Source organism: Mesorhizobium helmanticense (genome assembly GCF_003034915.1).
In the GTDB taxonomy this organism is placed as follows: domain Bacteria; phylum Pseudomonadota; class Alphaproteobacteria; order Rhizobiales; family Rhizobiaceae; genus Mesorhizobium; species Mesorhizobium helmanticense.
Genome location: NZ_PZJX01000014.1, coordinates 53,041 through 76,204 on the forward strand (window position 1 = coordinate 53,041; position 23,164 = coordinate 76,204).

At 62.6% G+C, this 23,164-nt stretch carries 21 protein-coding genes; 5 read left to right on the forward strand and 16 right to left on the reverse strand.

All coding sequences use genetic code 11. The annotated features are described in order from the left end of the window. Positions 1-130 precede the first annotated feature (130 nt). Positions 131-2,419: an FdhF/YdeP family oxidoreductase gene (locus tag C9427_RS06675; RefSeq protein WP_107648345.1), complete on the reverse strand. Its 2,289-nt coding sequence runs from the start codon at positions 2,417-2,419 to the stop codon at positions 131-133. 99 nt (positions 2,420-2,518) lie between these two features. Then, positions 2,519-3,580, reverse strand: a complete 1,062-nt coding sequence (locus C9427_RS06680; RefSeq protein WP_245437005.1) for a helix-turn-helix transcriptional regulator — start codon at positions 3,578-3,580, stop codon at positions 2,519-2,521. Between the two features lie 530 nt (positions 3,581-4,110). On the opposite strand from C9427_RS06680, the gene C9427_RS06685 reads away from it, so the two are divergent. Continuing rightward, positions 4,111-4,770: a response regulator transcription factor gene (locus C9427_RS06685; RefSeq protein WP_245437006.1), complete on the forward strand. Its 660-nt coding sequence runs from the start codon at positions 4,111-4,113 to the stop codon at positions 4,768-4,770. 163 nt (positions 4,771-4,933) lie between these two features. Here the strand turns inward: C9427_RS06685 and C9427_RS06690 are convergent, their stop codons facing one another. The 11 genes from C9427_RS06690 to C9427_RS06740 all read right to left on the reverse strand — a co-directional run bounded on the left by C9427_RS06690 (position 4,934) and on the right by C9427_RS06740 (position 13,989). Continuing rightward, positions 4,934-5,638, reverse strand: a complete 705-nt coding sequence (locus tag C9427_RS06690; protein WP_245437007.1) for a sigma-70 family RNA polymerase sigma factor — start codon at positions 5,636-5,638, stop codon at positions 4,934-4,936. Between the two features lie 215 nt (positions 5,639-5,853). Further along, a complete protein-coding gene (locus C9427_RS06695) occupies positions 5,854-6,696 on the reverse strand; it encodes a formate/nitrite transporter family protein (protein ID WP_107648347.1) in 843 nt (280 codons plus the stop codon). 146 nt (positions 6,697-6,842) lie between these two features. Then, entirely contained in the window at positions 6,843-7,268 is a 426-nt protein-coding gene (locus C9427_RS06700) for an organic hydroperoxide resistance protein (RefSeq protein WP_107648348.1), read from the reverse strand. A 50-nt stretch (positions 7,269-7,318) separates the two neighbouring features. Beyond that, positions 7,319-8,251: an acyltransferase domain-containing protein gene (locus tag C9427_RS06705; RefSeq protein ID WP_146172513.1), complete on the reverse strand. Its 933-nt coding sequence runs from the start codon at positions 8,249-8,251 to the stop codon at positions 7,319-7,321. Then, positions 8,248-9,138, reverse strand: a complete 891-nt coding sequence (mdcB, locus tag C9427_RS06710) for a triphosphoribosyl-dephospho-CoA synthase MdcB (RefSeq protein WP_107648350.1) — start codon at positions 9,136-9,138, stop codon at positions 8,248-8,250. The genes C9427_RS06705 and mdcB overlap by 4 nt, the downstream gene beginning before the upstream one ends. After that, positions 9,114-9,851, reverse strand: coding sequence for a malonate decarboxylase holo-[acyl-carrier-protein] synthase (mdcG, locus tag C9427_RS06715; RefSeq protein ID WP_342587237.1), 738 nt, complete (start codon positions 9,849-9,851; stop codon positions 9,114-9,116). The genes mdcB and mdcG overlap by 25 nt, the downstream gene beginning before the upstream one ends. After that, entirely contained in the window at positions 9,769-10,500 is a 732-nt protein-coding gene (locus C9427_RS06720; protein ID WP_107648352.1) for a biotin-independent malonate decarboxylase subunit gamma, read from the reverse strand. The genes mdcG and C9427_RS06720 overlap by 83 nt, the downstream gene beginning before the upstream one ends. Then, the gene (locus C9427_RS06725) at positions 10,487-11,416 is read right to left on the reverse strand and encodes a biotin-independent malonate decarboxylase subunit beta (RefSeq protein WP_107648353.1); all 930 of its coding nucleotides are present in this window, start codon (positions 11,414-11,416) and stop codon (positions 10,487-10,489) included. Before C9427_RS06725 ends, C9427_RS06720 begins: the two co-directional genes overlap by 14 nt. Next, entirely contained in the window at positions 11,409-11,726 is a 318-nt protein-coding gene (gene mdcC / locus C9427_RS06730; RefSeq protein ID WP_107648354.1) for a malonate decarboxylase acyl carrier protein, read from the reverse strand. The genes C9427_RS06725 and mdcC overlap by 8 nt, the downstream gene beginning before the upstream one ends. 11 nt (positions 11,727-11,737) lie before the next feature. Next, positions 11,738-13,408: a malonate decarboxylase subunit alpha gene (mdcA, locus tag C9427_RS06735; protein WP_107648410.1), complete on the reverse strand. Its 1,671-nt coding sequence runs from the start codon at positions 13,406-13,408 to the stop codon at positions 11,738-11,740. A 308-nt stretch (positions 13,409-13,716) separates the two neighbouring features. Beyond that, positions 13,717-13,989 carry a hypothetical protein gene (locus tag C9427_RS06740; RefSeq protein ID WP_107648355.1) on the reverse strand — a complete coding sequence of 91 codons (273 nt, stop codon included), beginning with the start codon at positions 13,987-13,989 and terminating at the stop codon, positions 13,717-13,719. A gap of 1,132 nt (positions 13,990-15,121) precedes the next feature. Here C9427_RS06740 and C9427_RS06745 point away from each other — a divergent pair. Then, positions 15,122-15,472 (forward strand): DUF1330 domain-containing protein, encoded by a 351-nt coding sequence (locus tag C9427_RS06745; RefSeq protein ID WP_107648356.1) that lies wholly within the window; start codon positions 15,122-15,124, stop codon positions 15,470-15,472. A 241-nt stretch (positions 15,473-15,713) separates the two neighbouring features. Here C9427_RS06745 and C9427_RS06750 read toward each other — a convergent pair whose 3' ends face one another. Together C9427_RS06750 and C9427_RS06755 are read right to left on the reverse strand one after the other, a co-directional pair. After that, positions 15,714-16,580 carry an MBL fold metallo-hydrolase gene (locus C9427_RS06750; RefSeq protein ID WP_107648357.1) on the reverse strand — a complete coding sequence of 289 codons (867 nt, stop codon included), beginning with the start codon at positions 16,578-16,580 and terminating at the stop codon, positions 15,714-15,716. Positions 16,581-16,708: 128 nt separating this feature from the next. Beyond that, the gene (locus tag C9427_RS06755) at positions 16,709-17,488 is read right to left on the reverse strand and encodes an alpha/beta fold hydrolase (RefSeq protein WP_107648358.1); all 780 of its coding nucleotides are present in this window, start codon (positions 17,486-17,488) and stop codon (positions 16,709-16,711) included. A gap of 392 nt (positions 17,489-17,880) precedes the next feature. Between C9427_RS06755 and C9427_RS06760 the strand changes: the two genes are divergently transcribed. Genes C9427_RS06760 through C9427_RS06770 form a run of 3 tightly spaced genes read left to right on the forward strand, consistent with a single transcriptional unit; the run spans position 17,881 to position 21,070 of the window. Further along, on the forward strand, positions 17,881-19,002 hold the full coding sequence (locus C9427_RS06760; protein ID WP_107648411.1) for a type III polyketide synthase: 1,122 nt from the start codon (positions 17,881-17,883) through the stop codon (positions 19,000-19,002). Further along, a complete protein-coding gene (locus tag C9427_RS06765; protein ID WP_107648412.1) occupies positions 18,999-19,517 on the forward strand; it encodes an isoprenylcysteine carboxyl methyltransferase family protein in 519 nt (172 codons plus the stop codon). Before C9427_RS06760 ends, C9427_RS06765 begins: the two co-directional genes overlap by 4 nt. Further along, a complete protein-coding gene (locus tag C9427_RS06770; RefSeq protein ID WP_107648359.1) occupies positions 19,514-21,070 on the forward strand; it encodes a DHA2 family efflux MFS transporter permease subunit in 1,557 nt (518 codons plus the stop codon). Before C9427_RS06765 ends, C9427_RS06770 begins: the two co-directional genes overlap by 4 nt. A 141-nt stretch (positions 21,071-21,211) precedes the next feature. Here C9427_RS06770 and C9427_RS06775 read toward each other — a convergent pair whose 3' ends face one another. Beyond that, entirely contained in the window at positions 21,212-22,588 is a 1,377-nt protein-coding gene (locus C9427_RS06775) for a carbohydrate porin (protein ID WP_167434274.1), read from the reverse strand. Positions 22,589-23,164: the final 576 nt, after the last annotated feature.

Below are 23,164 nucleotides of genomic sequence, written 5' to 3' on the forward strand. Positions count from 1 at the left end.
AAAAGTATTGCGATTGAGCCCGCTCTCTTTCGTGAAGGAACGTTCGTCAACGAGAAGCACACGGCATCGAAACGGCAGGAAAAAGCCCATGGTGAGGACTGAAGGCACGCGAGTTCGACCGCGCCGATGGTCAAACCGCCTCGGCACACGAGCGCGAAATGCGAATTGGAATTGCTTTGAAGGAGGGCGTGAAGCTCATCGGATCGTGCGAATAGAGCGGCACGAGAGGGTTTGCCTCGGGATAGTAGGCAGCACAGCTGCCATTCGGGAACGCATACGGGACGATCCGGAAATTGGACAGGCGGCGCTCAACGCCGTCGGTGGACTGAGTGATCAAGTCGACGCGGTCGTCGGCCTGGAGACCACGCCTTTCCATCTCCTGTTCGTTGAGGAAGACCACGTCGCGCTGACCGAAGACACCGCGATAGCGGTCGGACATCGAATATATCGTGGTGTTGTACTGATCATGACTGCGCACCGTCGTCAGCCATAATACGTCGAGACCGTCCTGGGGCGGATCCTCGCCGAGACCGTCGAAGACAAGGAAATTCGCCTTGCCGGAAGCTGTCGCCCAGATGCGTTCGCGCGCGTTTGACGTCAGATGGAAGCCGCCCGGGATGCGAATGCGGGCATTGTAGCCCTGGAAGATCGGGAACACGTCTTCGATCGCGTCGCGGATAAGGTCGTAGTCGGCGGCAAAGCTTTCCCAGTCGACGACGGAACGTGCACCCAGCGTTGCCCGCGCAATGCCGGCGACGATTGCAGGTTCGCTCCTCAGGTGCTCTGACGCCGGAGCATTGCGGCCCGCCGAGGCGTGCACCATCGACATCGAATCCTCGACCGTGACCGACTGCGGCCCTGTTGCCTGGACGTCGATTTCGGTGCGCCCGAGGCAAGGCAGGATCAGCGCGTCGCGCCCGTGTACCAGATGGCTGCGATTGAGCTTGGTCGACACTTGGACTGTCAGGTCGAGCTTGCGCAAGGCAGCGCGTGTCACCTCCCAGTCGGGGATGGCGGACACGAAGTTGCCACCTATGGCGAAGAACACTTTTACCTTGCCGTCTTTCATGGCCTCCAGTGCGGTCACGACGTTGTGGCCGTGCTGGGACGGCGGCTTGAAGCCGAAGCGGCGCTCAAGCCGATCGAGAAATTCCCTTGTCGGCGTTTCGGTGATGCCGACCGTGCGATCGCCCTGGACGTTGGAATGGCCGCGTACGGGGCAAAGCCCGGCGCCCTCACGGCCGATATGACCGCGCAGCAGCGTGAGGTTGGCCAGCTGCTGCACGCTTTGCGCGCCCCGCCGATGCTGCGTGATGCCCATGCCATAGACAACGATCGCTCGTTCGGCCTGCATATAGGCGCGAGCGGCGTATTCGATGTCGTCGCGAGCGAGCCCCGACTGAGACACGATGTCCTCCCATCGCGTCGCCCGCAGGTCGGCGGTGAGCGCTTCGATACCCGTCGTATGGCCCTTGATGAAGTCCCAGTCGAGGACAGCCGGCAGTTCGTCTGCGCGCGCCGCATCGTCAGCCTCCATGAGAACTTTCATGAGTCCCTTGACGACCGCGACATCGCCGCCGACACGCACCTGATAAAGTTTGGCGCTGATCGGCGTCGACGTAAGCGTTGCCATTTCGACCGGACTCTGGGGCGACTGGAATCGCTCCAGGGCGCGCTCGCGGAACGGATTGAAGGACATGATGGTTGCGCCGCGCCGCGAGGCGTTGCGCAGGCTCGTCATCATGCGAGGACTGTTCGTGCCCGGATTCTGTCCGAAGATGAAGATGCAGTCCGTCTTGTCGAAATCGGAAAGCAGGCAGGTACCCTTGCCGACGCCGAGCGAGTGCGGCAGGCCGACGCTGGTAGCCTCGTGGCACATGTTCGAGCAATCAGGGAAATTGTTGGTGCCGAACTCGCGCACGAAGAGCTGGTAGAGGAAGGCTGCCTCGTTCGAGGTGCGGCCGGATGTGTAGAACTCGGCCATGTTGGGATCCGGCAACCCGTTGAGGTGGCGGGCAACGGTTGCAAAGGCCTCGTCCCAACCGACCGGCACGTAGTGGTCGGATGCGGCGTCGTAGGCCATCGGATGCGTCAGTCGCCCCACCATCTCGAGATCGAAATCGCTCCAGCTTGAAAGCTCGGCAACGGTATGGGCAGCGAAAAACTCCGGCGTGCAGCGTTTCGCCGTAGCTTCCCAGGCAACCGCCTTGCCCCCGTTCTCGCAAAACTCGAAGGATGAAGTGTGCTTGGGGTCCGGCCAGGCGCAGCCGGGGCAATCAAATCCCTCCGGCTGGTTCATGCGCCCCAGAGTGACCGCCCCCTTGATCGGGATTCCCTGCTCGACAAGGTGTTCGCCCAGCGCCTTGAGCGCTCCCCATCCGCCGGCCGGGGCATTGTAGGGACGGATATCATTGGTCATTGGAGATGCCTTTGCAGAGAGATGAAGAATCCTCCCGGGGCAAGGAGCATTCCGGCAAGCAACATGTTTCCATCGCTGTGGTGTTGCCAGCGATGTCGACTATGTTGCGCCGGCAGCGCTGCGGAGTGGCAACTCTCCCGGAGATGCCAGCTGAATGGGCCGCGTATCCAACCCACGAGGCGGGGAGCGCCAACAGGCGGGATCGCTGTCGGAAGGGCGATCTGCAACATCCGTGCGATTGCCGCAACGCCAGCGATAGGGTGTCTCGCCAACGAAACGTCTGAAGACGGTGGTGAAATGGGCTTGGTTCTGAAAGCCCACGCTCAGCGCCACATCGACCAGTGTCATGTCGGTCTCGATGAGCATCTGCTTGGCGCGGTCAATACGTCGCCGCAGCAGGAATTCATGCGGGCGAATGCCGGTGGCCGCCCGGAACTGTGCGGCGAAATACATTCGGCTGAGCCCCGCCACTGCTGCCATGTCGGCGAGCGTAATCGTCTCATCGAGATGTGAATCGACGTATTCGACGACCCGCTTCCACCGCCATCTCGGCAGGGCGGCCGTAGCGCGTGCCCTCAGGTCTGGGTCTGGATTTGAGCGCAGCGTGAGCAAGCGGGTTACGATAGCAAGGCGGACTGCGTCGGCATAGAGGTCGCCAAATCCATCATGACTGCCTTCAGCCGCCTCGAGCGCTCGGGAAAGACGCTCGACGACCGGATCAGAGGAATGCCGTTGCGGGACCAGTTCGGCAAGGCCGAGATCCCGGGGCGTGTCCGAGATACTCAGCCCGTCGATCGCGTTTCGGTCTGCTTCGGTGCATTGTGCCAAGGCGGGTACCGCCGCGGGATCAGGGTCTGCCGCGGCATTTGCATGCATCATCAGACCACCGCGAAGCGGTCGTTGCATCGCTGCGGCGGACACCGAGAGAACGACATTCATATGAGTGAGGGGGATCGAAATCATGCCGGAATCTGGCGCCATCGGATAAGCGTCGCGCCTTGCGTCGAATGGGTCGAACAATGACGAGCCGAATTCGGACGTTCGGTGCTGACCGTCGGCTTGTATCGCTTGCGCTATGCCTTTGCGTCGAGGGAGGACGGGCCGATCCTCTCCCGGCCGCCGATCGTCACGTTCGGATTCAGACGATGAGTCGAACTGCATTGGACCATGCTCCTCTGCCTTCAGAGTTTTCCTCTGCTTGCCGGGCCAAGGTACACGGGTGGGAAAACTGCTCCATTAAATGGCAGTCTGAATGAATCATATCATCAGCTATGCGGCGCATACGATGGTATCAACTATTGGCGGCGGCGCCTTCGGCGCTCTGGCGATCACAGCAATCTTGGGCAGGGAGGCCGCTTGGCGGCGGCAGCGTCTTCTACAAGCCTCTGACGCCGCGCCATGATCCGGTGCATAGCCGACGCGATAAACTGGTAACGCGAAAACAAGCCGGAATGACCTCTTCGTGGTTATCCAAGCGCTGCCATCTCCATGCTCCTGGAGCAAAGTCGCTCACGTTCCCAATCGGCACTTGCGTTCGTTCCAGGAAGATTACCGCCAACCTGTGCGGTTGAATTCCAGGTGGGTTTCGAGGATCGCCTACGTCTTGCCCTGGCGGGTCTCGTTGCCAAATTAATATGCTAAGATGGCGCTGTGCCATCCGCGGCCGGAATCGTGAGAGGCGTATTGCTATCGTGACAGCAGGTTCCAATCCAGGCCCATCCGCGTCGACCGCTTTTGCGTCGACCGTCTATGTCATCGATGATGATGACGCTGTGCGGGATGCCCTGAGCGGCCTGTTCAGATCTGTGGGGCTGCATGTCGAACTGTTCGCCTCCACCAGCCAATTCCTACAGGGCAAACTGCCGGAAACGCCAAGCTGCCTCGTGCTCGATATCCGGTTGCCCGGCGTAAGCGGACTCGATTTCCAGGCTCATCTTGCAAAGTCGGACATTCAAATGCCGATTGTCTTTATGACGGGCCACGGCGATGTCCCGATGTCGGTGCGCGCGATGAAAGCCGGGGCAATCGATTTTCTGACCAAGCCGTTCCGTGAACAGGACATGCTTGATGCGGTCTTCGGCGCACTCGAGAACGACCGCATAAGGTGGGAAACCGACCAGGAAGCGGCAACGCTATCAGCCCTCTACAAAACACTGACTTCTCGCGAAAAGGAGGTCATGTTCTTCGTGACCAAGGGTTTGATGAACAAGCAGATCGCGGGCGAGATGGGCCTCAGCGAAATTACGGTCAAGATTCATCGCGGACATCTCATGCGCAAGATGGCGGTCCGAACCTTGCCCGACCTGGTACGGATTGCAGAACGGTTGGGCGTTCGAAGCGTAAACCGCTAGAGATGTCAAAGTCGTCATTCGGTATGGACGAAAATCTTCCGATCCCGCCCTTCCAGATGTTCTCGATGCTGTTGCCGCAGTCCGACCACACACTGCGCTCCGCCGTTCGCCGGATAATGACCCCGTGACGCCGCGCCGGCATGGATGGTGTGCCTTGGGCTCGTCATGAAAACGGCGCCGGTTCAGTCTTCGCTCGCCCTGGTCGTCGCGGCCGCGCAACACCTTCGAGGATCGATCGCAACTCCTCTCTGCCTCTGGCGATCCGGGACGTCAGCGTGCCCGCTGGAATGCCCAGCGCCCTGCTGGCATCGTCGTAGGAGAGGCCTTCAACCGCGACAAGCACGAGTGCTGCGCGCCGTTCGGGGTTGATCCGCTGAAGCGCGGAGAATACATCCACCGATACCAGCCTCTCGGCCTCTGGCGACATCGCGATCGCATCTATCGTTTCCGAGATCGTGGTCACCGCCTGGGCGTGGCGTTTGGCGCGCCGCAACTGGTCGATGAACACATTGTGCATGATCGTGAGCAGCCAGCGGCGTGGCGTATCGCCTACCGTCCAATTCGCCATCCTCGACAGCGCCCGTTCGAGGCTGTCTTGCACAAGGTCATCGGCGGCATCGCGGTCCCGCATCAGCGCGCGCGCATAGCCGCGCAGCCGTGGAATCTCCTCAACGATCGCTCGCCTGCGTTCGTCGGCGATTTCGGCCTCCGCGACCCTTGCCGTGCGAAAACGCGGCTGCCGCGAAACACTGGGCGGAAGTTCGAGATGGGTCGTGTTCATGGTCTTCAGGCGCTGCGCAATGGCGGCGATTGCAACTCGCCATCCGGACTGAACCCGGTCGGACACGAACCAGACAGCCACAACCATCCGCTAGTTCGAGACTGCACGTCTGGTCTCCGATGCATGTGCGGCTGCCTCTCCTGACTTTTGCTGCGTCCAATCGATGCTGTCGGCTGGGTGCCGTCGGCGCTACCATGGCGGACCCGACAGAGGGCTTCTTTTCGAAACGACTACATTCTTTCGCGATGCAATGTGCGCGGATCGATGTTTAGGAAGGAGGTGTTCGCGAGAGTGCCAGGCCATCACTCGGCTGGGCCAAATGACATCCTCGCCGCAGGGGCGGGCGCGCCTTCAGCGCCACCTTTCAGGTAGGTCCAATAGAGAGGAAGCCCCGTGAAGAGGAACCCGCCGGCAATGTTGCCCAAGGTCACGGGTATCTGGTTCCAGTACCACCAGTCTGCGAAGCTGATCTTGGCCCCGAGCATCATCCCCATGGGAATGACGAACATGTTGACGACGCAGTGCTCGAATCCGAGCGCGAAGAAGGCGAATATTGGCAACCAGCATCCGACGATTCTGCCGACGACGGACTTCGAACTCGTTCCCATGACGACGCCGAGGCAGACCATCCAGTTGCAGAGCATGGCCTTGACGAAGCCGGTCACCAGTCCATCATATCCATACGGCTCATAGGCGATCGTCTTCGCTTCTGCGAGCGCGCGCAGATGATCTCCGAGCGCACCCGCCCCGACGTTGCCGACATCGGTCAGGACGACATAGAACAACCCGGCAAAGGCCAACGAGCCGAGCATGTTGCCGACAAAAACCCAGAACCAGTTGGCCAGCATCCGGCCGACCGTCGTGCGGTGAGCCAGGACGGCCAGTGGGACCAGACCAAAATTCCCGGTCAGGAGCTCGAGGCCAAGGATGACGATGATGGCAAATCCCACCGGAAAGATGAGAGCGCCAACGAGTGGGACATTTGTCTGAAGCGCACCCTGCAGCGCCAGGCTCGTCGCGAAGGCGAGAAGCGCTCCGGAAAGCATACCGCGGACCACAAGATCGGGAACGCTGTGAGCGGCTTTGGCGGCGCCGAGATCCACCATTGCCCGCGCGATTTCGAGGGGTGAGAGGCTGTCGTTCATGATCGTTGTCCTTCCGGGTCAGGCACGTCCCGTGCGTCGCCAACCAGGACTGGATAGCCGACGGCATTTCGCGGCGACATTCTACGCAGGGCAACCAGACTAAGCGCTTGATTTAGGTCCAGACATTCCTTGGTATGCCTTGTCGGTCACAGCGCAACGACCGTCTTGGCGACATCGACGTTCCCGCGGATCGCATTGGAATAGGGGCAGATGGCATCGGCGTCGCGCACCAGTTGCTCGGCGGTCGCCTGGTCGACGCCGGCGATGCTGACCGCGAGCGTCGCGTGCAGCACGAATGCATCGGCCTCGTTGCGGCTGAGCCCGATCTCGGCGACCACCTCGACATCGCCGTCGGCGAAGCGATGACCGGACTGGCGCGCCACCCGCAGCAGCGCGTTCTCGAAGCAGGCGGCGTAGCCACCGGCGAAGAGCTGCTCGGGATTGGTGGCTCCGCCCACGCCACCCAGTTCCTTGGGAATGGCGAGCTTGAGGTCCAGTATGCCGTCCTCGCTGCGGATCGTGCCCTTGCGGCCACCGGTCGCTGTGACCTTGGTCGAGTAGAGAATGGTCATGGTCGTTGTTTCCTTCGTGAGCGGTTCGGTTCCATCATCCGAGCAGGCGTTCAGGATGCCGCTTCCATCCAGCGGCGCAGGCCAGTGATGGAGCGGAAATCGGCGGCGCTGCGCGCCGGTATGCCGGGCTCGAACTCGGTCATCATCCGCGCCAGCGCGTCGCCGGGTCCGAGTTCGAGCACACGGGTGGGACGCGAGGCGCGGCAGGCATCCATGCAGGCCGCCCAGTCGATGGTTGTCGAGACCTGCGCTGCTAGCTTGACGAGACCATCGGCGATGCTGCGAACTGGCATCCCGTCGATCCCGCTGATCAGCCGCACGTCGCGCGGCAAACGGGCGTTCGCGACGGTTTCCCTCAGCAGCCCGCCGAACTGCTCGGTGGCGGCCTCGAGAGCCGGCGTGTGCGAGGCGACATGGATCGGCAGTATCGCCGCGCGGGTGGCGCCGCGTGCCGTGGCGTCCGTGAGTGCCGGCCGGAGCTCCGCCACGCGCCCGCCGACGATGACGTGCAGCGGACCGTTGACGATGGCGACGTCGAGCCCGTGGGCACGGCAAAGTCCGTCGACAACATCGCGCGGTAAGCCGACGATGGCGGCGAGCCCGTAGGGCTCGCGCGTTGCCTCGTCCATGAACGAGGCGCGGCGCGCCACAAGGTCGAAGGCGATCGACGCGTCCATGACGCCGGCGACAGCCCAGGCTGGCACTTCGCCCGCGCTGTAACCGGCGATGATCAGCGGGCGTGGAGCTGATGGCCCGACAATGGCCCAGGCGGCTAGAGCCGCCGTGCAGCACAGCACCTGGGCGACGTCGTTGCGTTGGATGATGCCGTCGCCTTCCCGCACGAGGTCGCGCGTATCCCGCCCGCCGAGCGCCCGGGCGGCCGCGGCAAAGACCGGCGCCGCCGCCGGCTCGAAGGCGACGAGGTCAAACATCTCCGGGCTCTGGCGGCCCTGGCCCGAACACAATATGGCGGTTCCGCTCACGGCCCGCTCCCGAGACGATCGAGGAAGATCGTCGCGGCCAGCAGGTCAGCCGAGCCGCCCGGGCTGAGGCGCCGCGCGACGAACCGGTGATGCACCGCGACGGCATGGGCGAGCCAGTTCGTCAGGCCAACGCCGCCGACGAGGAGGAAGTCGCGCGCCGCCTCGCGTGCATCCCCGAGGCCCTCCGTGCCGCCGCGATGCAGCAGGTTGGTGTCCTCCATCGCCGCCAGCAGTGCGAAGAAGGCGTGCACGCGCGCGGCCTCCTCGTTGCCGGACAGGCTCCGCCCGGCGTGAAGGGCAGGCAGTCCGACCCGCACGGCGTGCGGGAAACCGTTCGCGGCCTCGGCACGCGCGCCGCCGGCACCGAACCGGCGCAGCGCGGCGCTGCCGTGGCTGTTCAATGGAATCGGGCCACGCAGGATCGCCGCGCCCCACCTGTCGCGGACCATGGAGGTGAGCCGCGCCGCCGTCAGGCCGGCCGTGCATTCCACAAGGGCGGCACCCGCTGCAGCGCACAGCAGGCCGAGCGCGAAGATGGCACCCCGATGAGTGTTCACCCCGCCGGTTGCGGCGAGCATGGCCGCTTCCGCCCGCAGCCCCGTCCGCCGCAACGCGTCCATGCCTGCGCCTGCCGCCCCAGCCCGCGCGAGTTCGACGTAGAACGGCCGAAGCGCGGTGATGCTGCGCCGAAAGGTGCCAGCATCCATGTTGTCATGGCTGCCGGCGTCGACGAGGCTGACGAGGCCGGGCTTAGGCCAGGTCTCCAGCTCGTCGGTCAGCGCCTGCGCCGCCACCTCGCCGATCCATGCGATGGCAGCCTCGCGAACCGGCGCAGGGCCCGGCGGTCCAGGGGTGACGGTGGTCAGGCGAAGAGGGTGCGCACGCATCTCAATTCTGCTCCCTCCATGGATTTCACAAGGACCGCGCCGGCGGGCCGGCCGATTTCGGCATGGAGCTCGCGCCAGTTCACCCCGGCCCCGCCGGAGAACAGGACCTCGCCATCGAGCCGGACGGGACCGCGCTCGTCGATCCGCTCGAGTCCGGCCAGCAGATCGGCTTGGATGTCGCGGTCCGGTGTCGGCCAGAGCAGGTCGAGGTCGGAGGCGGGCCGCAGATAGGAAAGCCCGGTCAGGTGCTGCCAGAGCAGCGCACCGAACACGGCCGGCCGCAGCGCCAGGCGCCGCCCGAGGGCGAGGACGGCGTCGATCTGCGGCCGCATCCTGGGCGCCGCCGATGCGGCGGCCTCCTCCAGTGCGACCAGGGGGAACATCCGTGCGACGGCCCGGACCGGGACTGTGAGACCGATGCGCCGCTTGCCGAGCGAAGGGGGCATGGGCAGGCCGACCGAGATGCCGCGCGTCTCGCCCGGCGCCGGACGGCGCACGATCACCGGCCAGCCGCGCTCCGCCCAGCCGGCGAGAAGCTCCCGCTCATCGCCCGCGAGCTCCGGTATGCCGGGGGCGCGGTCGAGCACGCCCGCCCATGCCTCCGGCCGGATGCGCAGGAGTTGATGGCGGCTATGCACGGCGGTATTCGCCCGCCTGGTCCGCCACGCGCCGGGCGATGCCGGCGGCAAGGAGCCGCCCGCCGCGCTCGGCACCCAGTGCGTCGCGCACGTCGTGCGCCGGGATGGTCGCGAGCGTCGCCTCGAGCTGGACGTCGAGCGGCTTCGCGGGGTCCCAGACCTGCGTGACCGCGCCGACCTTGGTCATCGAATCCAGCCCCGGCGCGAAGACCGGGGTGGTCTTCGACAGGGCCTCGAGCTTTTCTTGCGGCAGCTTGGTCACGCGCGCCATGGAGGGCAGGTCCATCACCGCCGGCTCGGCCCCGGGCAGGGCGACGAGGATGTCTGTGGCGAGCGCGGTGGCGAGGAAGGCGCCGGCTGCTGCCCTGCCGTAGTTAAGCCCGATGGTGGGATGACCGCTTCGGCTCGCCAACAGCAGGCATTTCGCCAGATGGGCGAGATATTCGTTGAGGCCCAGCATCTCGTCGCGCCGCGCCATGCGCTGGCCCTGCGTGTCGACGACGACGAGCATCGGCGCGTCCCCGCCGGCGGCGGCGATGTCGAGCACGCGCTCGGCGAGCGGCAGGACGCCGTCGATGCCGAGCGGCTCGCCCTCCGCGATGCCGATCACTTCGACCGCGTGGCCACCAACGCGCCGGCCGGTGCCGAGCAGCAGCTTGCCGGGCCCGACGACGACGTCGTGGCCGGACGGGAACAGGCCGGCCAGTATCTCATCGAGCGTCATCGCCGGCTCCCTTCACATCCGCGACGAGGGCGACGAACGCCGGGTCGTCCATGTCTGCGGTCGCCCGCGGGTCGGCGACGCCGAGCGCACTCCACATCGCGACCGCGCTATCGCAGCCGCCGAGCCGTCCGACCCGCCCGGCCAAACGTGCCAGTTCGGCGCGAAGCGTGGCGAGATCGAAGGGGCGCGCCTTGCCCATGAGCGCGAGGGTGGCCTCGCGGAAGCTCGCCACCGTGTCCTCGGCATAGGCGTCGGCGCCGCCGATAAGGCGCCTCGTGCGGCCGCCGGTGACGCTCCAGACCAGCGCCTTGTCCCGCGAGTCGAACTCCTCGACGCCCTTGTTGGTCTCGATGACCTCCGGCCCCGTCACGCCGGTACGCCCCTGTTCAGAGATCACGATCGCCGAGCAGGTCGCAGCGGTGAGCCCAGCGCCGCCGAACGCCCCGGCGCGTCCGCCGACAAGGGCGATGACGGCCACGCCGGCGGCGCGCGCCTCGACGATGGCCCGCATCACCTCGGCGACGGCGAGCTCGCCGGCATTGGCTTCCTGCAGCCGCACCCCGCCGCTGTCGAGCAGCAGAAGGATAGTGCGCGGCAGCTTCTCGTCATCACGCGCGGCGCGGATCAGGCCGAGCAGCTTGGCGCCGCTCACCTCGGCGAAGGTTCCGCCCATGAACTGGCCTTCCTGCGCGGCGACCAGCACACTCTTTCCGCCGAGGCGCCCGCACCCGACGATCATGCCATCGTCGAAGGCGGCGGGCAGGTCGAACAAGGCGAGATGTGGGCTCTGCACGCGTTCCGACGGCGGCACGAACTCCGTGAAGCTGCCCGCGTCGAGCAGTTTCGCGAGGCGCTCTCGTGCAGTGGAAAGGAACCAGCTCGCCGACGCGGCGAAGGGACGGCCGGTCTCACTCATCGCCCGCCTCCATGGTCCGCACGCCCTGCATGAGACGGAGCGCGACCGTGTCCGGCCGGGCTCCACCGTCGTTGATCGAGATGCGCATGCCACCCGGCGAGGCGCGCTCGACGAAATCGGCGACGACGGCCTTCCACACGTCGTCATAGCCGCGCACCGGCGTAGCGATCTCCACGGCGCACTCGTTCTGGTCGAGCACGCGCTCCAGCAGGACCTCGAGATTGCCGGACGCGACGACGCCGACGATCGTCGAGCGCGCCGTTCCGGGGATCGGGCCGCGTGTCGTGAAGCGGAGCTTGAGGTTTTCCATGGGCTGCGGTCTCACCAGTTGCGGAACTTGCGGGGCGGATCGTAGAGATTGCCCGACCAGCGCATCAGCTCCTTGATGGAGCGGGCGGCCAGAAGGCTCCTGTTGGCGTCGAGCGGGTCGATGCCGAGGTCCTCGGGGCGCTGGATCACCTTGCGGGCGCGCAGGTCCTCCACCGCCCTGGCGTCGCGAGCGCGGCCGACATCCGTGTAGCCGGCGACGCCCCGGATCGCCTGCTCGCGCTCAGCGGGCGTGCGGCAGAGCAGGAGATTGGCGATGCCTTCCTCGGTTACGATGTGGCTGACGTCGTCGCCGTAGATCATAACCGGGGGGAGAGCGAGATCGAGTGACTTCGCCAGCTCGATGCTATCGAGGTTCTCGACGAAGGTCGGGCTCAGCTTCTCGCCGAAAGTCTCGACGATCTGCACCACGAGTTTTCGCCCGCGCGGCAGGCTCGTCGTCTCGCCCGCGGCCTCGCGGCCCGCCTTCAGCCAGGCATCGCTCGCATGGCGGCGGCCGCGCGGATCGGAGCCCATGTTCGGCGCGCCGCCGAAACCGGCGATGCGGTCCTTCGTGAAGGTCGAGGAATTGCCGGCGAGGTCAATCTGCAGGGTCGAGCCGATGAACAGGTCGGTGGCGTAGAGCCCCGCAGACTGGCAGTACATGCGGTTCGAGGCCATGGAGCCGTCGCGGCCGGTGAAGAATATGTCCGGCCGAGCACGCATGTAGTCGTCCATGCCGACTTCCGAGCCGAAGCTGTGGACCTGTTCGACCCAGCCGCTCTCGATGGCCGGGATCAGGGTCGGGTGCGGGTTCAGCGCGAAATGGGTCGCGATCCTGCCCTTCAGGCCGAGCCGCTCGGCATAGGTCGGCAGGATCAGCTCGATGGCGGCAGTATTAAAGCCGATGCCGTGGTTCAGCCGCTTGACGCCATAGGGCTCGTAGATGCCCTTGATCGCCAGCATGGCGCTGAGGATCTGCGTCTCGGTGATCTGGGCCGGGTCGCGGGTGAACAGCGGCTCGACATAGAAGTTCGACGGTGCCGCCACGACGAAATCGACCCGGTCGCCGGGTACGTCGACGCGCGGCACCTTGTCGACCAACTCGTTGACCTGCGCAATGACGATGCCTTGCTTGAACGCGGTCGCCTCGATGACGACGGGCGAATCCTCGGTGTTCGGGCCCATATAGAGATTGCCCTCGCGATCCGCACAGCGCGCCACGGTGAGCGCGACATGCGGGGTCAGATCGACGAAGTAGCGCGAGAACAGCTCGAGATAGGTATGAACCGCGCCGAGCTCGATCTTGCCGGCCTTGAGCGCGCGCGCGATCGCTGCCCCCTGCGGGCCGGAATAGGAGAAGTCGAGCCTCTTGGCGATGCCGGCCTCGAACAGGTCGAGATGCTCGGCCAGCACCACGCCCGACTGCACGATATGCAGGCCCTTCACCACCGCGGGGTCGACCTCGGCGAGCCGGGCGGCGAGAAAGTCGGCCTGCTTCTGGTTATCGCCTTCGAGGCAGACCCGGTCACCGGCACGGACCACAGCCTCCAGCAGCTTCGTCGCGTCCTCGTGGGAGACCAGCTTGCCCCTTGCGTAGCGGGCGGCGGCGGCCAGGCGCTGCTCGCGCGATTGCCGGGCCGTATCCCAAGCGCGTTGCGATGGACCGTTCGATCGGGCATTCATGGACGAACCTCGTGCGCCGGGACGGAAAACCGCCGCGCCTTCGCGCGCGACGGCTTTGCAATTTTCCTGTTCGGTCGCCTCGCCGACCTTGTGGGCGGCCTCCTCGACGGCGGCGGCAACCCGCACGGGATGAGCTTCGTAGACCGAGTGGTTGGCACTTGGCACGACGATGAAGGGGGCCTTGGCGCGCTCATGGTGGAAGCGCTCGAGGTCAGGATTGATGATCTAGTCGTTGCCGGCGACGATGTCCCAACTCGGCTTGGTCTTCCACGCCGCGGCGGCCGGTGTTGAGCGCGACTGACTAGGTCTTAGTTATGGCCACCGAGCGTATTCACATTCGCGCAGAAGTCGGTGTATGGCTGCCTCATGCCCGCGCACTCGTTCTTCATCGCTTCTTGCTTTTCGGCGGGCATGGCCATGAATACGTGCTTGAATTCCTTCAGCGGCTTCATGGTTTTCATGCTGGCATCCGTAAAGAACGGTTTCATGGTGTCCGGCTCATCCAGCGTGCCGGCAATGGCAATGCCGACAGACGGGGAAAACGCAATTGCGGCACCGAGGCAGATAGCTTTGATGTTCATGGGGTATGGTCCTTCCCTGTTTCAATGGTGGTACCAGCGGCAAACTGCGTTGGTGGGTAGAAAAATTAACCCCCAACCTGACTTGTGTATTTTCTCTAACCGCTAGGCTTTTGTCTGAAAGACTGGTGATGACTGGCCGTGCCATGACGAATGCGGTCGCAGCAATGGAGGCGCGACGAACGTCACTTTGGCTGGGCCGGATTATGTCAGAGGGCCGGCCATAGTCTGGACGTCGTGCGCTGGGCCGCAGGCGAGAGAAAATCGCGACCTGCCATAGCCGGCAATGATAAATGCGTTATCATTGTGATAGTGGGCAATGGCGTTCAAAGAGTCTCTTCAGCCTTCCTCACGGAACTCCCGCAGAAAGGTATGGCGCGGATCCTTCCTTGCCACGCAGGTGCTTCACGCGCCGGCAACATGCGCGGATCAGAAGGTCCGGGATGGAATGCCGCTTTCTCGCGCCGAGATGCACCATTGCTTGCGCGATCTCGCGCAGCGGCAAATTGTCATTCATAGCGGTCGTGCTCACGTTTTCGAGCGAACCAGGCCGTCGCTTGCCGCCAGTCTGCCGGGTCTACGTGGACTCAATGTCATAGCGTCATAGAAACAGAGAGCGACAGGTGCATCGTGCCTTGTGTACACAGGCTGACAAACCTGCGGCCCTCGCATCGGTTGTCTTTCCAGAAAGATCGCTATCTTTCGCGTCGGCGCCGATCGGTCGGTTATTTCTGCCCCCCTGTGGGCGGCTCGAATCGGGCAATATTGAAATCACAGCGGCGTTCTCAAAAGACCTCTTGCCTCTGCTTTTGCGAGTATCGCGGCGCCCAGGCATCGGCGTTCCTTGCGTCGGTCAATACCTGATCCGTGCCGTGTGCGGGCGTACCGATGGTGAGGGTCGCACCCCCTCCGGTGCGAGCTCCATCCCGGCGAGCCGACCACCGATGCCGGTCGCCGTGTTTGGGGGTGCCTAACACAGTGCCAAGGAAGCACGTCATGGAAGAGACGGTACTCGCGAAATTTCCAAACGACGGGCCAGATATCAGTCCGGAGTGATCTGGAAGCGGTGCGAGGGCGATGTCGCACGCCCTCTTCTTCGTTGCCGCGACACCATGCGTTCCATTGAGGATTTTCCATGTCGACCTATCTGATCAACCATCTGCGAATCCCTGGCGAAGTACCCAACGGTGAAGGTCTGTCCTATCTCGAGCAGGTCGAGGCTACCGTTGCACCCTATGGCGGTAAGTGGCTGGCGCAGGGCTCAGTTGACGTACTCGAGGGAGCTTGGCCGGGCTCGGTCGTGCTGATGGAGTTCCCAAGCCGCGATACTGCGAGCGCTTGGTACAATTCAGCCGTATATCAGGCGATCGCGCCTCTGCGTGTCCGCAACGCCATCTCCGACCTCGTCCTGATCGACTCGCTGCCCGATGGCTTCACGATCAAGGAATTCGCCAAGGACATCCGTCGGGCGCTCAAAAGAGCCTGAAACGTTTGCTTGTCTCGATTGGTCCGAGCGACGTGCTGGCGCCATCTCCGTGTCCGGACGCGTGCGCGTTGTCGACGTCAACTCTGATGTTCGAGGGCGATAGGCAGCCTGCGCAGGTCCGCAGATTTTGATGAATCGTGTCGCATCCTGATGTTCGCTCGTGCAGGGCACACGCGATTTAGGGAAACCTAGCAAGCCCCGGCTAGTCAATGCCCATGGCAAGTGGCGTCGCCCGTCTGTCCTAGCTGCGCTGCTTGGCCCTGTTTGCACCGCCCCACAGCGAACCGGGATTTGCATGACCCGGATACAGCGCCAGCATCGCGTCATAGAGTTCTCGTGCGTTGGACGTGACCGCGTCGAGGCGATTGAAATCTCGCAGATACTGTTGCGTCTCCGCGACGATGCTTGGGTCGTCCCTGTTCGCCGGCACCTTGTGGCCCGCGATCACCGCCTTCGGCTTCAGGGCAGCCAGCCTGTCCAGCGTGGCAATCCACTCGAGCCTGCTTTCGGTATTGGTCTCGCCGAGATACGGGTGGATGCCGTTGTAGACCACATCGCCCCCAACGATCAGGCCGATCGACGGCACATGCAGGACGGTGGAATGGGCGGTGTCCGTGCGGCCGGTGTCCACAACATCCAGCTTGTGGCCTTCTAAGTCCATCGTGCCGCTCTCAAGCGGATCGGCGACGCGCAGATGCTCCGGAATTTGGTTGGGGAAGAGGCGGCGCCAGAAGTCTTTCTGCCACGCCTCGGTCAATTGGCTGCGCATGGCTCCAACCACCTCTGGCGCGGCGACGGCGCGTGCTTCCGGGAAGCGTCCCAGTAATGCCGCCAAGCCGAAAAAGTGATCCCCGTGACCATGCGTCACATAGATGGTGACGAGCTTCTTGCCGCTGACAGCAACCCAGTCCACCAGCGTGCGTGACTGCTCTACTGTCAGGAACGTATCCACCAGCACCGCGTCGCGCGCGCCGTGGATCAGCGTCGAGGAGTTTGCCACCCACGCCAGGTCCTCCTTGCCCGGCGGCAGATCGCGGGTAAGCCCCGGCCGTGTGACCGTCAGCACATCCCATTGGAGGTCGCTGAGGTGAGGTGTGCTCGATGTCATAGTCAAGGTCCTTAGTCATAACTTTACCGTATACCCTGGAACCGCCCGCGTTCGACTGATGCGGGATGGACGACGGGGCAGCCCGGGCCGACGGGACGGCCGGCTCGTTGCCTGCCATCGGCCAGTGACTATTTTGCGCTTGCCGCGTCCCTGATCAGTGAAGCCACCTGTTTTGGATGGGATATCATGACGACATGGGAAGCGCCGTCGATGGCCACCGTGGCCCGCGACTTGGCCCGGTGGGCCATGAACTCCATCGCGGCCGGCGGGATGTTCCGGTCAGCCGTGCCGTAGATCCAGTATGAGGGCACCGCCTTCCAGGCAGCCACACCCGAGGCCTCGGTAAGAGCTGCCTGCGCCACCGGCCGCTGGGTCACAGCCATCAACCGTGCCTGCTCCGTCGGTACATCGGCGGCAAATTGCTGAGGGAATTTGGACTGCTCAATGTAGAGATCGGTCACGCCATTGCTCAGCATCACCGGCGGAGCGAGCGTGTCGCCAAGTGTACTGCCCAGAAACTTCTCCGTCAGGCCGAGACTAGTCTCGCCCGTTTCGGGGGCGAATGCCGACACATAGACAAGGGCCTTCACATTCGCGTTGCCGTTCGCAGCCTCGGTGATCACTGCACCGCCATATGAGTGACCGACCAGGATCACTGGGCCCGTCAAGGACTTGACCACGGCTGACACGGCGGCTCCGTCGCTGGCCACTCCACGCAGCGGATTGGCGGCCGCTATGACGTGGAAACGATCCTTTTCCAACTCTCCGATGACGCCGTTCCAGCTCGACGATCCTGCGAAGGCACCGTGTACCAAGACGATCGTGGGCATCGGTTCGTCGGCGCTCTGCGCAGCTCCCGAAAGGCCGACAGCTGCTGCGAGTGCCAGGTTCTTGATCGTTTTGCGCATGATGCTTCGTCCATGATGGAGAAAGTTATATGTGGGAAATCGCCAATCGGTTATGCGTGGTTATACGCGGCCTGCGCTCCGGGTGGGACTTCCAGCAACTGCAGAAACAGCTTCAAGGCGCTAGGCAAAGCGCAGGCGCAGATATGCCACCACGGCAATCGCAAGGCCAATCCATACAAAGGTATATATTAGTTGAACAGTTAGCTGGCAATTAAAACCAAGGTATAGCGTATAATTTATAGTTCGATTTGGCTATTTACTGATCTTCTGTGAAGGCCGGAAGATTTCTATCGAGCATAACGAAGATATGCCCGGGCTTCGCTGGAGTGATGAAACCCGGATTGAGGACGACGTCCAGCGCTGCAGTTGGCGACTGGGATCGTTATGGTACCATGCTTAACAGGATTGACTTCACCGCACCCTTGCAGCACGACGTTGATATTTCGGCTGGCGTCTCCGGCGCAAGCCACCTCGTCGGCCTGCTTTCGTTGGCCACGGCGCTTCCACCGTATGTAGTCGGGCAGGAGGAAGTAGCCGCGATGGCGCAACTCCTTTTCACGGATCTTTTCGAGCGCTCACCGAGTATGGCGAGCGTCTTCGCTAACACTGGCATACGTAAGCGGCACGTCGCGCGCCCAGTTGCCTGGTATCTCGAACCGCGGGGTTGGCCTGAGCGCACCGCTGTGTACGTGGAGGAAGGTAGCCGTTTGTTCGTCGAGGCTGCAAACAAGGCGCTCGACGCCGCAGGATGCGTGGCAAATGACGTGGATGTCGTTGTCTTCATTTCTTCCACGGGGATCGCGACACCGAGCCTGGACGCGGTCGTGCATCGACAGATGGGATTCCGACCCGATATCGAACGCGTTCCGGTATTCGGCCTTGGTTGTGCCGGCGGCGTGAGCGGCCTGGCCATTGCTTCGCGCATGGCTGCGGCTCGGCCCGGGTCGACAGTCCTCATGGTGTCTCTCGAGCTGTGCTCGCTGGCCTTTCGTTCGGACCTTGTTGACAAGACCAACGTGATTTCCACGGCGCTCTTCGGTGACGGCGCCGCAGCGTGTGTCCTGCGCTCTGGTCAGGCAGGCATCGCAATGATCGACGGCGCAGGCGAACATCTGTGGCCGGATACTCTCGGCATCATGGGATGGAACATGGATCCCGTGGGATTTGGCGTCCTGCTTGCACCGAACCTGCCAGCTTTCGCCACGACCAACCTGGGCCCGGCGGTAGAAGGTGTCTTGGCACGCATAGGGCTCGGCACGGCCGACATCGGACGCTTCATCTGCCATCCCGGAGGGGCGAAGGTGGTAACTGCAATTGAGCGCTCGCTGGAATTAAACCAAGGATCGCTTGATCACGAGAGAACGGTGCTAAGCGACTTCGGAAACATGTCGGCACCAACCGTCCTGTTCGTTCTGGCGAGGGCAATTGCCGAGGGACTGCCGAAGCGGACCGCTCTTTTGGCCATGGGACCGGGCTTCAGCGCATCATGCGTGTCTCTCGTGCGGGCGACATGACGATGGAAGCGGTTCTGGTCCTTGCATTGGTAACTCTCCAACGGCTTGGAGAGCTGATCCTGTCCCATCACAACACAAAAAGGCTTCTCGACAAAGGCGCGTGGGAAGCGGCGCCTGCTCATTACCCGTTCCTGGTTATACTTCACGCAAGTTGGCTCGGGGGATTGTGGTGGCTGGCGCCGGGCCGTTCCGTCGACGTGGGGTTCCTGCTCGCCTACCTCGCCGTCCAACCCCTTCGGATTTGGATCCTGGCGACGTTGGGACGACGCTGGACGACACGTATCATCATATTGCCGAACTCGCCTCTGGTTGTGCGCGGACCGTACGCGGTGATCTCGCATCCCAACTATTTGGTGGTCGTCGCCGAGATTGCACTGCTGCCGATGGCTTTCCATCTAGGCTGGTATGCCCTGATATTTTCCGCTTTGAATGCGGCTATCCTGTTTGTGCGCATCCCGGCTGAGAACAAAGCTCTTGGCATTGCGCGTCCGAGGCCAGTCGGTCGCGCATTATGACCGCCGACGAACCGGTCCGGGTCCAATTCGCAACATGGGTAGGCTTTGCTGCGATGTGCCTCGGCATGTTCATGGCCGTGCTGGACGTGCAGATTGTCGCGACTGCGCTGCCAGCAATCCGCTCTGCTCTTGGCATCGGCGACGATCGGATGAGTTGGGTGCAGACCGCCTATCTAATCAGCGAGGTGATAGCGATCCCGCTGACCGGATTTCTGACACGCGCCTTGGGGGTGCGCATCCTGTTTTCGGTGGGCGTCGGCGTCTTTACAGTTGCCTCGATCGGCTGTGCGGCAAGCCACGGATTCGAGACCCTGATCGCCTGGCGGATATTGCAGGGCTTTTCCGGCGGAATGCTTATCCCGCTCGTATTCTCCGCCGTTTTCCTGCTGTTCCCCATACATCTCCAGGGGATTGCGACAATGATCGCTGGAATGCTGGCGGTCCTCGCGCCGAGCGTCGGCCCGGTAGCTGGCGGTTGGATTACAGAGACGACCTCTTGGCATTGGCTGTTTCTGGTCAATGTGACTCCCGGCATCATCGCCTGTGCGTTGGGCATGACGATGCTGGCGAAAGAAAACTTGGACCGATCGCTGCTACGCACTCTGGATGTCCTGGGTCTGGCTCTTATGGCGACCTGCCTGGCCTCCTTGGAGATCGGGCTGAAGGAGGCGCCTACCCTCGGCTGGCTCCAAGGACCTACCCCGCTCCTGCTGGTCCTCAGTCTGGGAGCAGGCGTTACCCTGGGAGCCCGCGTGCTAAGACAGCGATCGCCAGTCCTGAACCTGCACCTCTTCCGCGAGCGGAGCTTTGCCCTCGGCTGCGCACTGAGCTTCATCTTTGGCATGGGACTGTACGGCTCGGTTTATCTGATGCCCGTCTTTCTGTCTTTCGTACGCGATCACGGCTCGCTGACCGTCGGGCTCATCATGCTCGTCACTGGCATCACGCAAATGGCGACATCGCCTGTCGCTGTCTGGTTAGAGCCGCGCACCTCCGCGAAAGTTCTATCCATGTTTGGGTTCGCGGTTTTTGGCTCGGGCCTGGCGATGAGTGCTTTCTCTACGACCGGGACAGACTTCGATGGCATGTTTTGGCCACAGGTCATCCGTGGCTCCGCCATCATGCTATGCCTGTTGCCTCCTACCCGGCTGGCGCTTGGCGACATTTCACCAGAAAATCTCCCTGACGCCAGCGCCTTATTCAATCTCATGCGCAATCTTGGCGGGGCCATCGGCCTGGCGTTGATCGACACGGTCATTTGGGGACGATCTCCAACGATTGCGAAAAAACTTGGCGAGGATCTCCTGGCAGGCGACAGCAAGATTGCGACGCTCATCGGTCTGCCACCCGGATTCGTGACGGGCCCCGTTTCAAAGCATATCGACCCCGCCGTCGAAGCCATCGTGCAGCCGCTTATCCAAAAGGCGGCGCTCACCCAAGCCATTAATGAGGCGTGGGCCATGCTGGCTTGTGCCATGATCTTAGCGTTTACCCTTGCCTTACTTGTGCCGGCGACACGGCGGCCGACACAACCTCAGGCAGCGAGGGCGTAAACAGTAAGCCTGTCTCCGATCCAAATACAGGATCGCAGATCGAGATCCCGCGCGGGCTGGGTGTACCCGCGGAACGCGACGGGAGCCCGGTTTGAGCTACACGCAGCGCCTCGCATGATGGTTTAGGCCCGCTCCCTGATGCTAAAAGCTGATCGAGCTGCGCACGCCTACCAGGAACGCATCGTTGACAGCTTGCTTTCCCGTTTTATCAGGAACATTTCCGCCGGGATGAACAACATACTGAATGTCGGGTTGAATTGACCACCAAGGCGAGACCGCGACGAAGTAATTCAGTTCAAAAACCGTCTCGGCATCCCTAATCGGATAGCCGGCTGAACCAGCGGATGTATCCCTATCCAGGCCGGCCGCCCTGGCGCTAATGCGAGAATGACTTACAGCCATGGTCAGTGTGTCGTCCTTCCGATTTTCGAAGAGACCCTCGATAGCGATACCGGCATCCACCCCCCATGATACAAGGTTGCGGTCGGAAGGTGCCACCTGCCCCCGCAGGAACGCACTGACACTCATCTGACTAGAAGTGAAAAGCGTATTGTCCACCAGGCCATATAACGCCCAATCGCCTCGGTGCGTAAGAGGTTCAACCACGCTGGGATTTGCCAACGATACAACGTTGCCGACACCGTCGCGGCCGAACCGCTGGTCTGCAAATGTGCCCGTATGGTACCAACCGCCGATCTTAAGGGCGATGGCGGGACCGCCGGCCCCGTCTTCCTGGTTGATCTCGTAGGCTAGTTCCCCCATCAGCAGCACACCGCCGCTAGTGCTGAATGTGGTTCCATGCCGGTTACAAACCTGCGGGTCGTCCTGGCAATCGTTCCCAGCTGGATTCCCACTGAATACCCCGGCACGAAGAACGACATCCGGCTGCAAATAGAACACCGCCAGGGCGCCTGGGGTGGCGAGCGGATATGCGGGGCCGCCGCTCGTCATATCTGCCCCGTTTAGAACCGGCCAGCCAAAAGCTCCATTCAGCAAGTTGCCTGCTGACTTCATTACCGAAAAGTCTTCATCGGCTGACAATTGGCCTATCCGAAACAAGTTTTTATTGGGAAACTCCTGCTGAACCCAGGCCGTAAAAAGACGTGTGGTGGGCAACGCATCGATGTTGCTAGGGTCTCCAAGGCTTCCGACGCTGTCAGCCGCGTTCCTTTGGTTCACATCATGGATCTGATAGACCGTCACATGCGCTGACCCGCCTCGCCAGTGCGTAAGCTTGTCGAAATCGAAGTCCGCCGAAGCTTCCAGACGGCCTTCGTAAGTCGTTTGACGCTCGAGTCCGCCTCGCAAATTCGCTATCATTTCGCTTACGTAGTCCAGTGTAAGCGTGATCCCACGATCGGTGAGCGCTGTTCGTGCACCGGACCAGTCGCCGGTCAAATTGCCCCACTCCCAAATCGAATGCGGCGTCGCATCGGCAGCGAGTGTTGGAAATGTCAGCATCGCAAAAACTGCGATTCCGCAAATGCCGCTCCCACATTGAGACTTGAGTCGAGCCATGCGCGACGGCCTATTAGTTCTCATGCGGGTTGTGCCATTCCGAAAACGACTAAGCCCCCGAAGCGAGATCATGCATTGCGATCCAGTATTGCAATTGACTTCATCATCCGTTGCAGCCGAGTCAGCCGCTGATGCGTCGACATCCCTTAAGCCCGCACTACTAAATTAGCGACAAAGTCCTGTCGTATGCAAACGCTGCATACATGTGCTTCTGGCGGTGGCCATAGTTTGAACGCTCGCTGATCGAAATGCCCTCGTTGACCTCGCTCGGTGAGGTGGAAATCAGGCTCGCCAAGTTACCCCCCCGTTGGCCGTAGCGGAATGATCCGGGAACACTGTGATCTTGAGACACGAAAACGTCAACGAGACCAATGTTTCTGGTAAATCCTCCGGGCTTCGGAATGAAGAACGCCGTCCTTGGCGGGAGCTAACGATCCAGAAAATCAAGGCGGATCGACATTGCGTGGGTAGGGCAGGCCGCCAGCTGCATGTATGGTGCTAGTTGCCCAGACTCTTGGCAGCTTCGAGGATGACCCGGCCACCTCGTTGGGATGAGTCGTAGACGGAATGAACGGC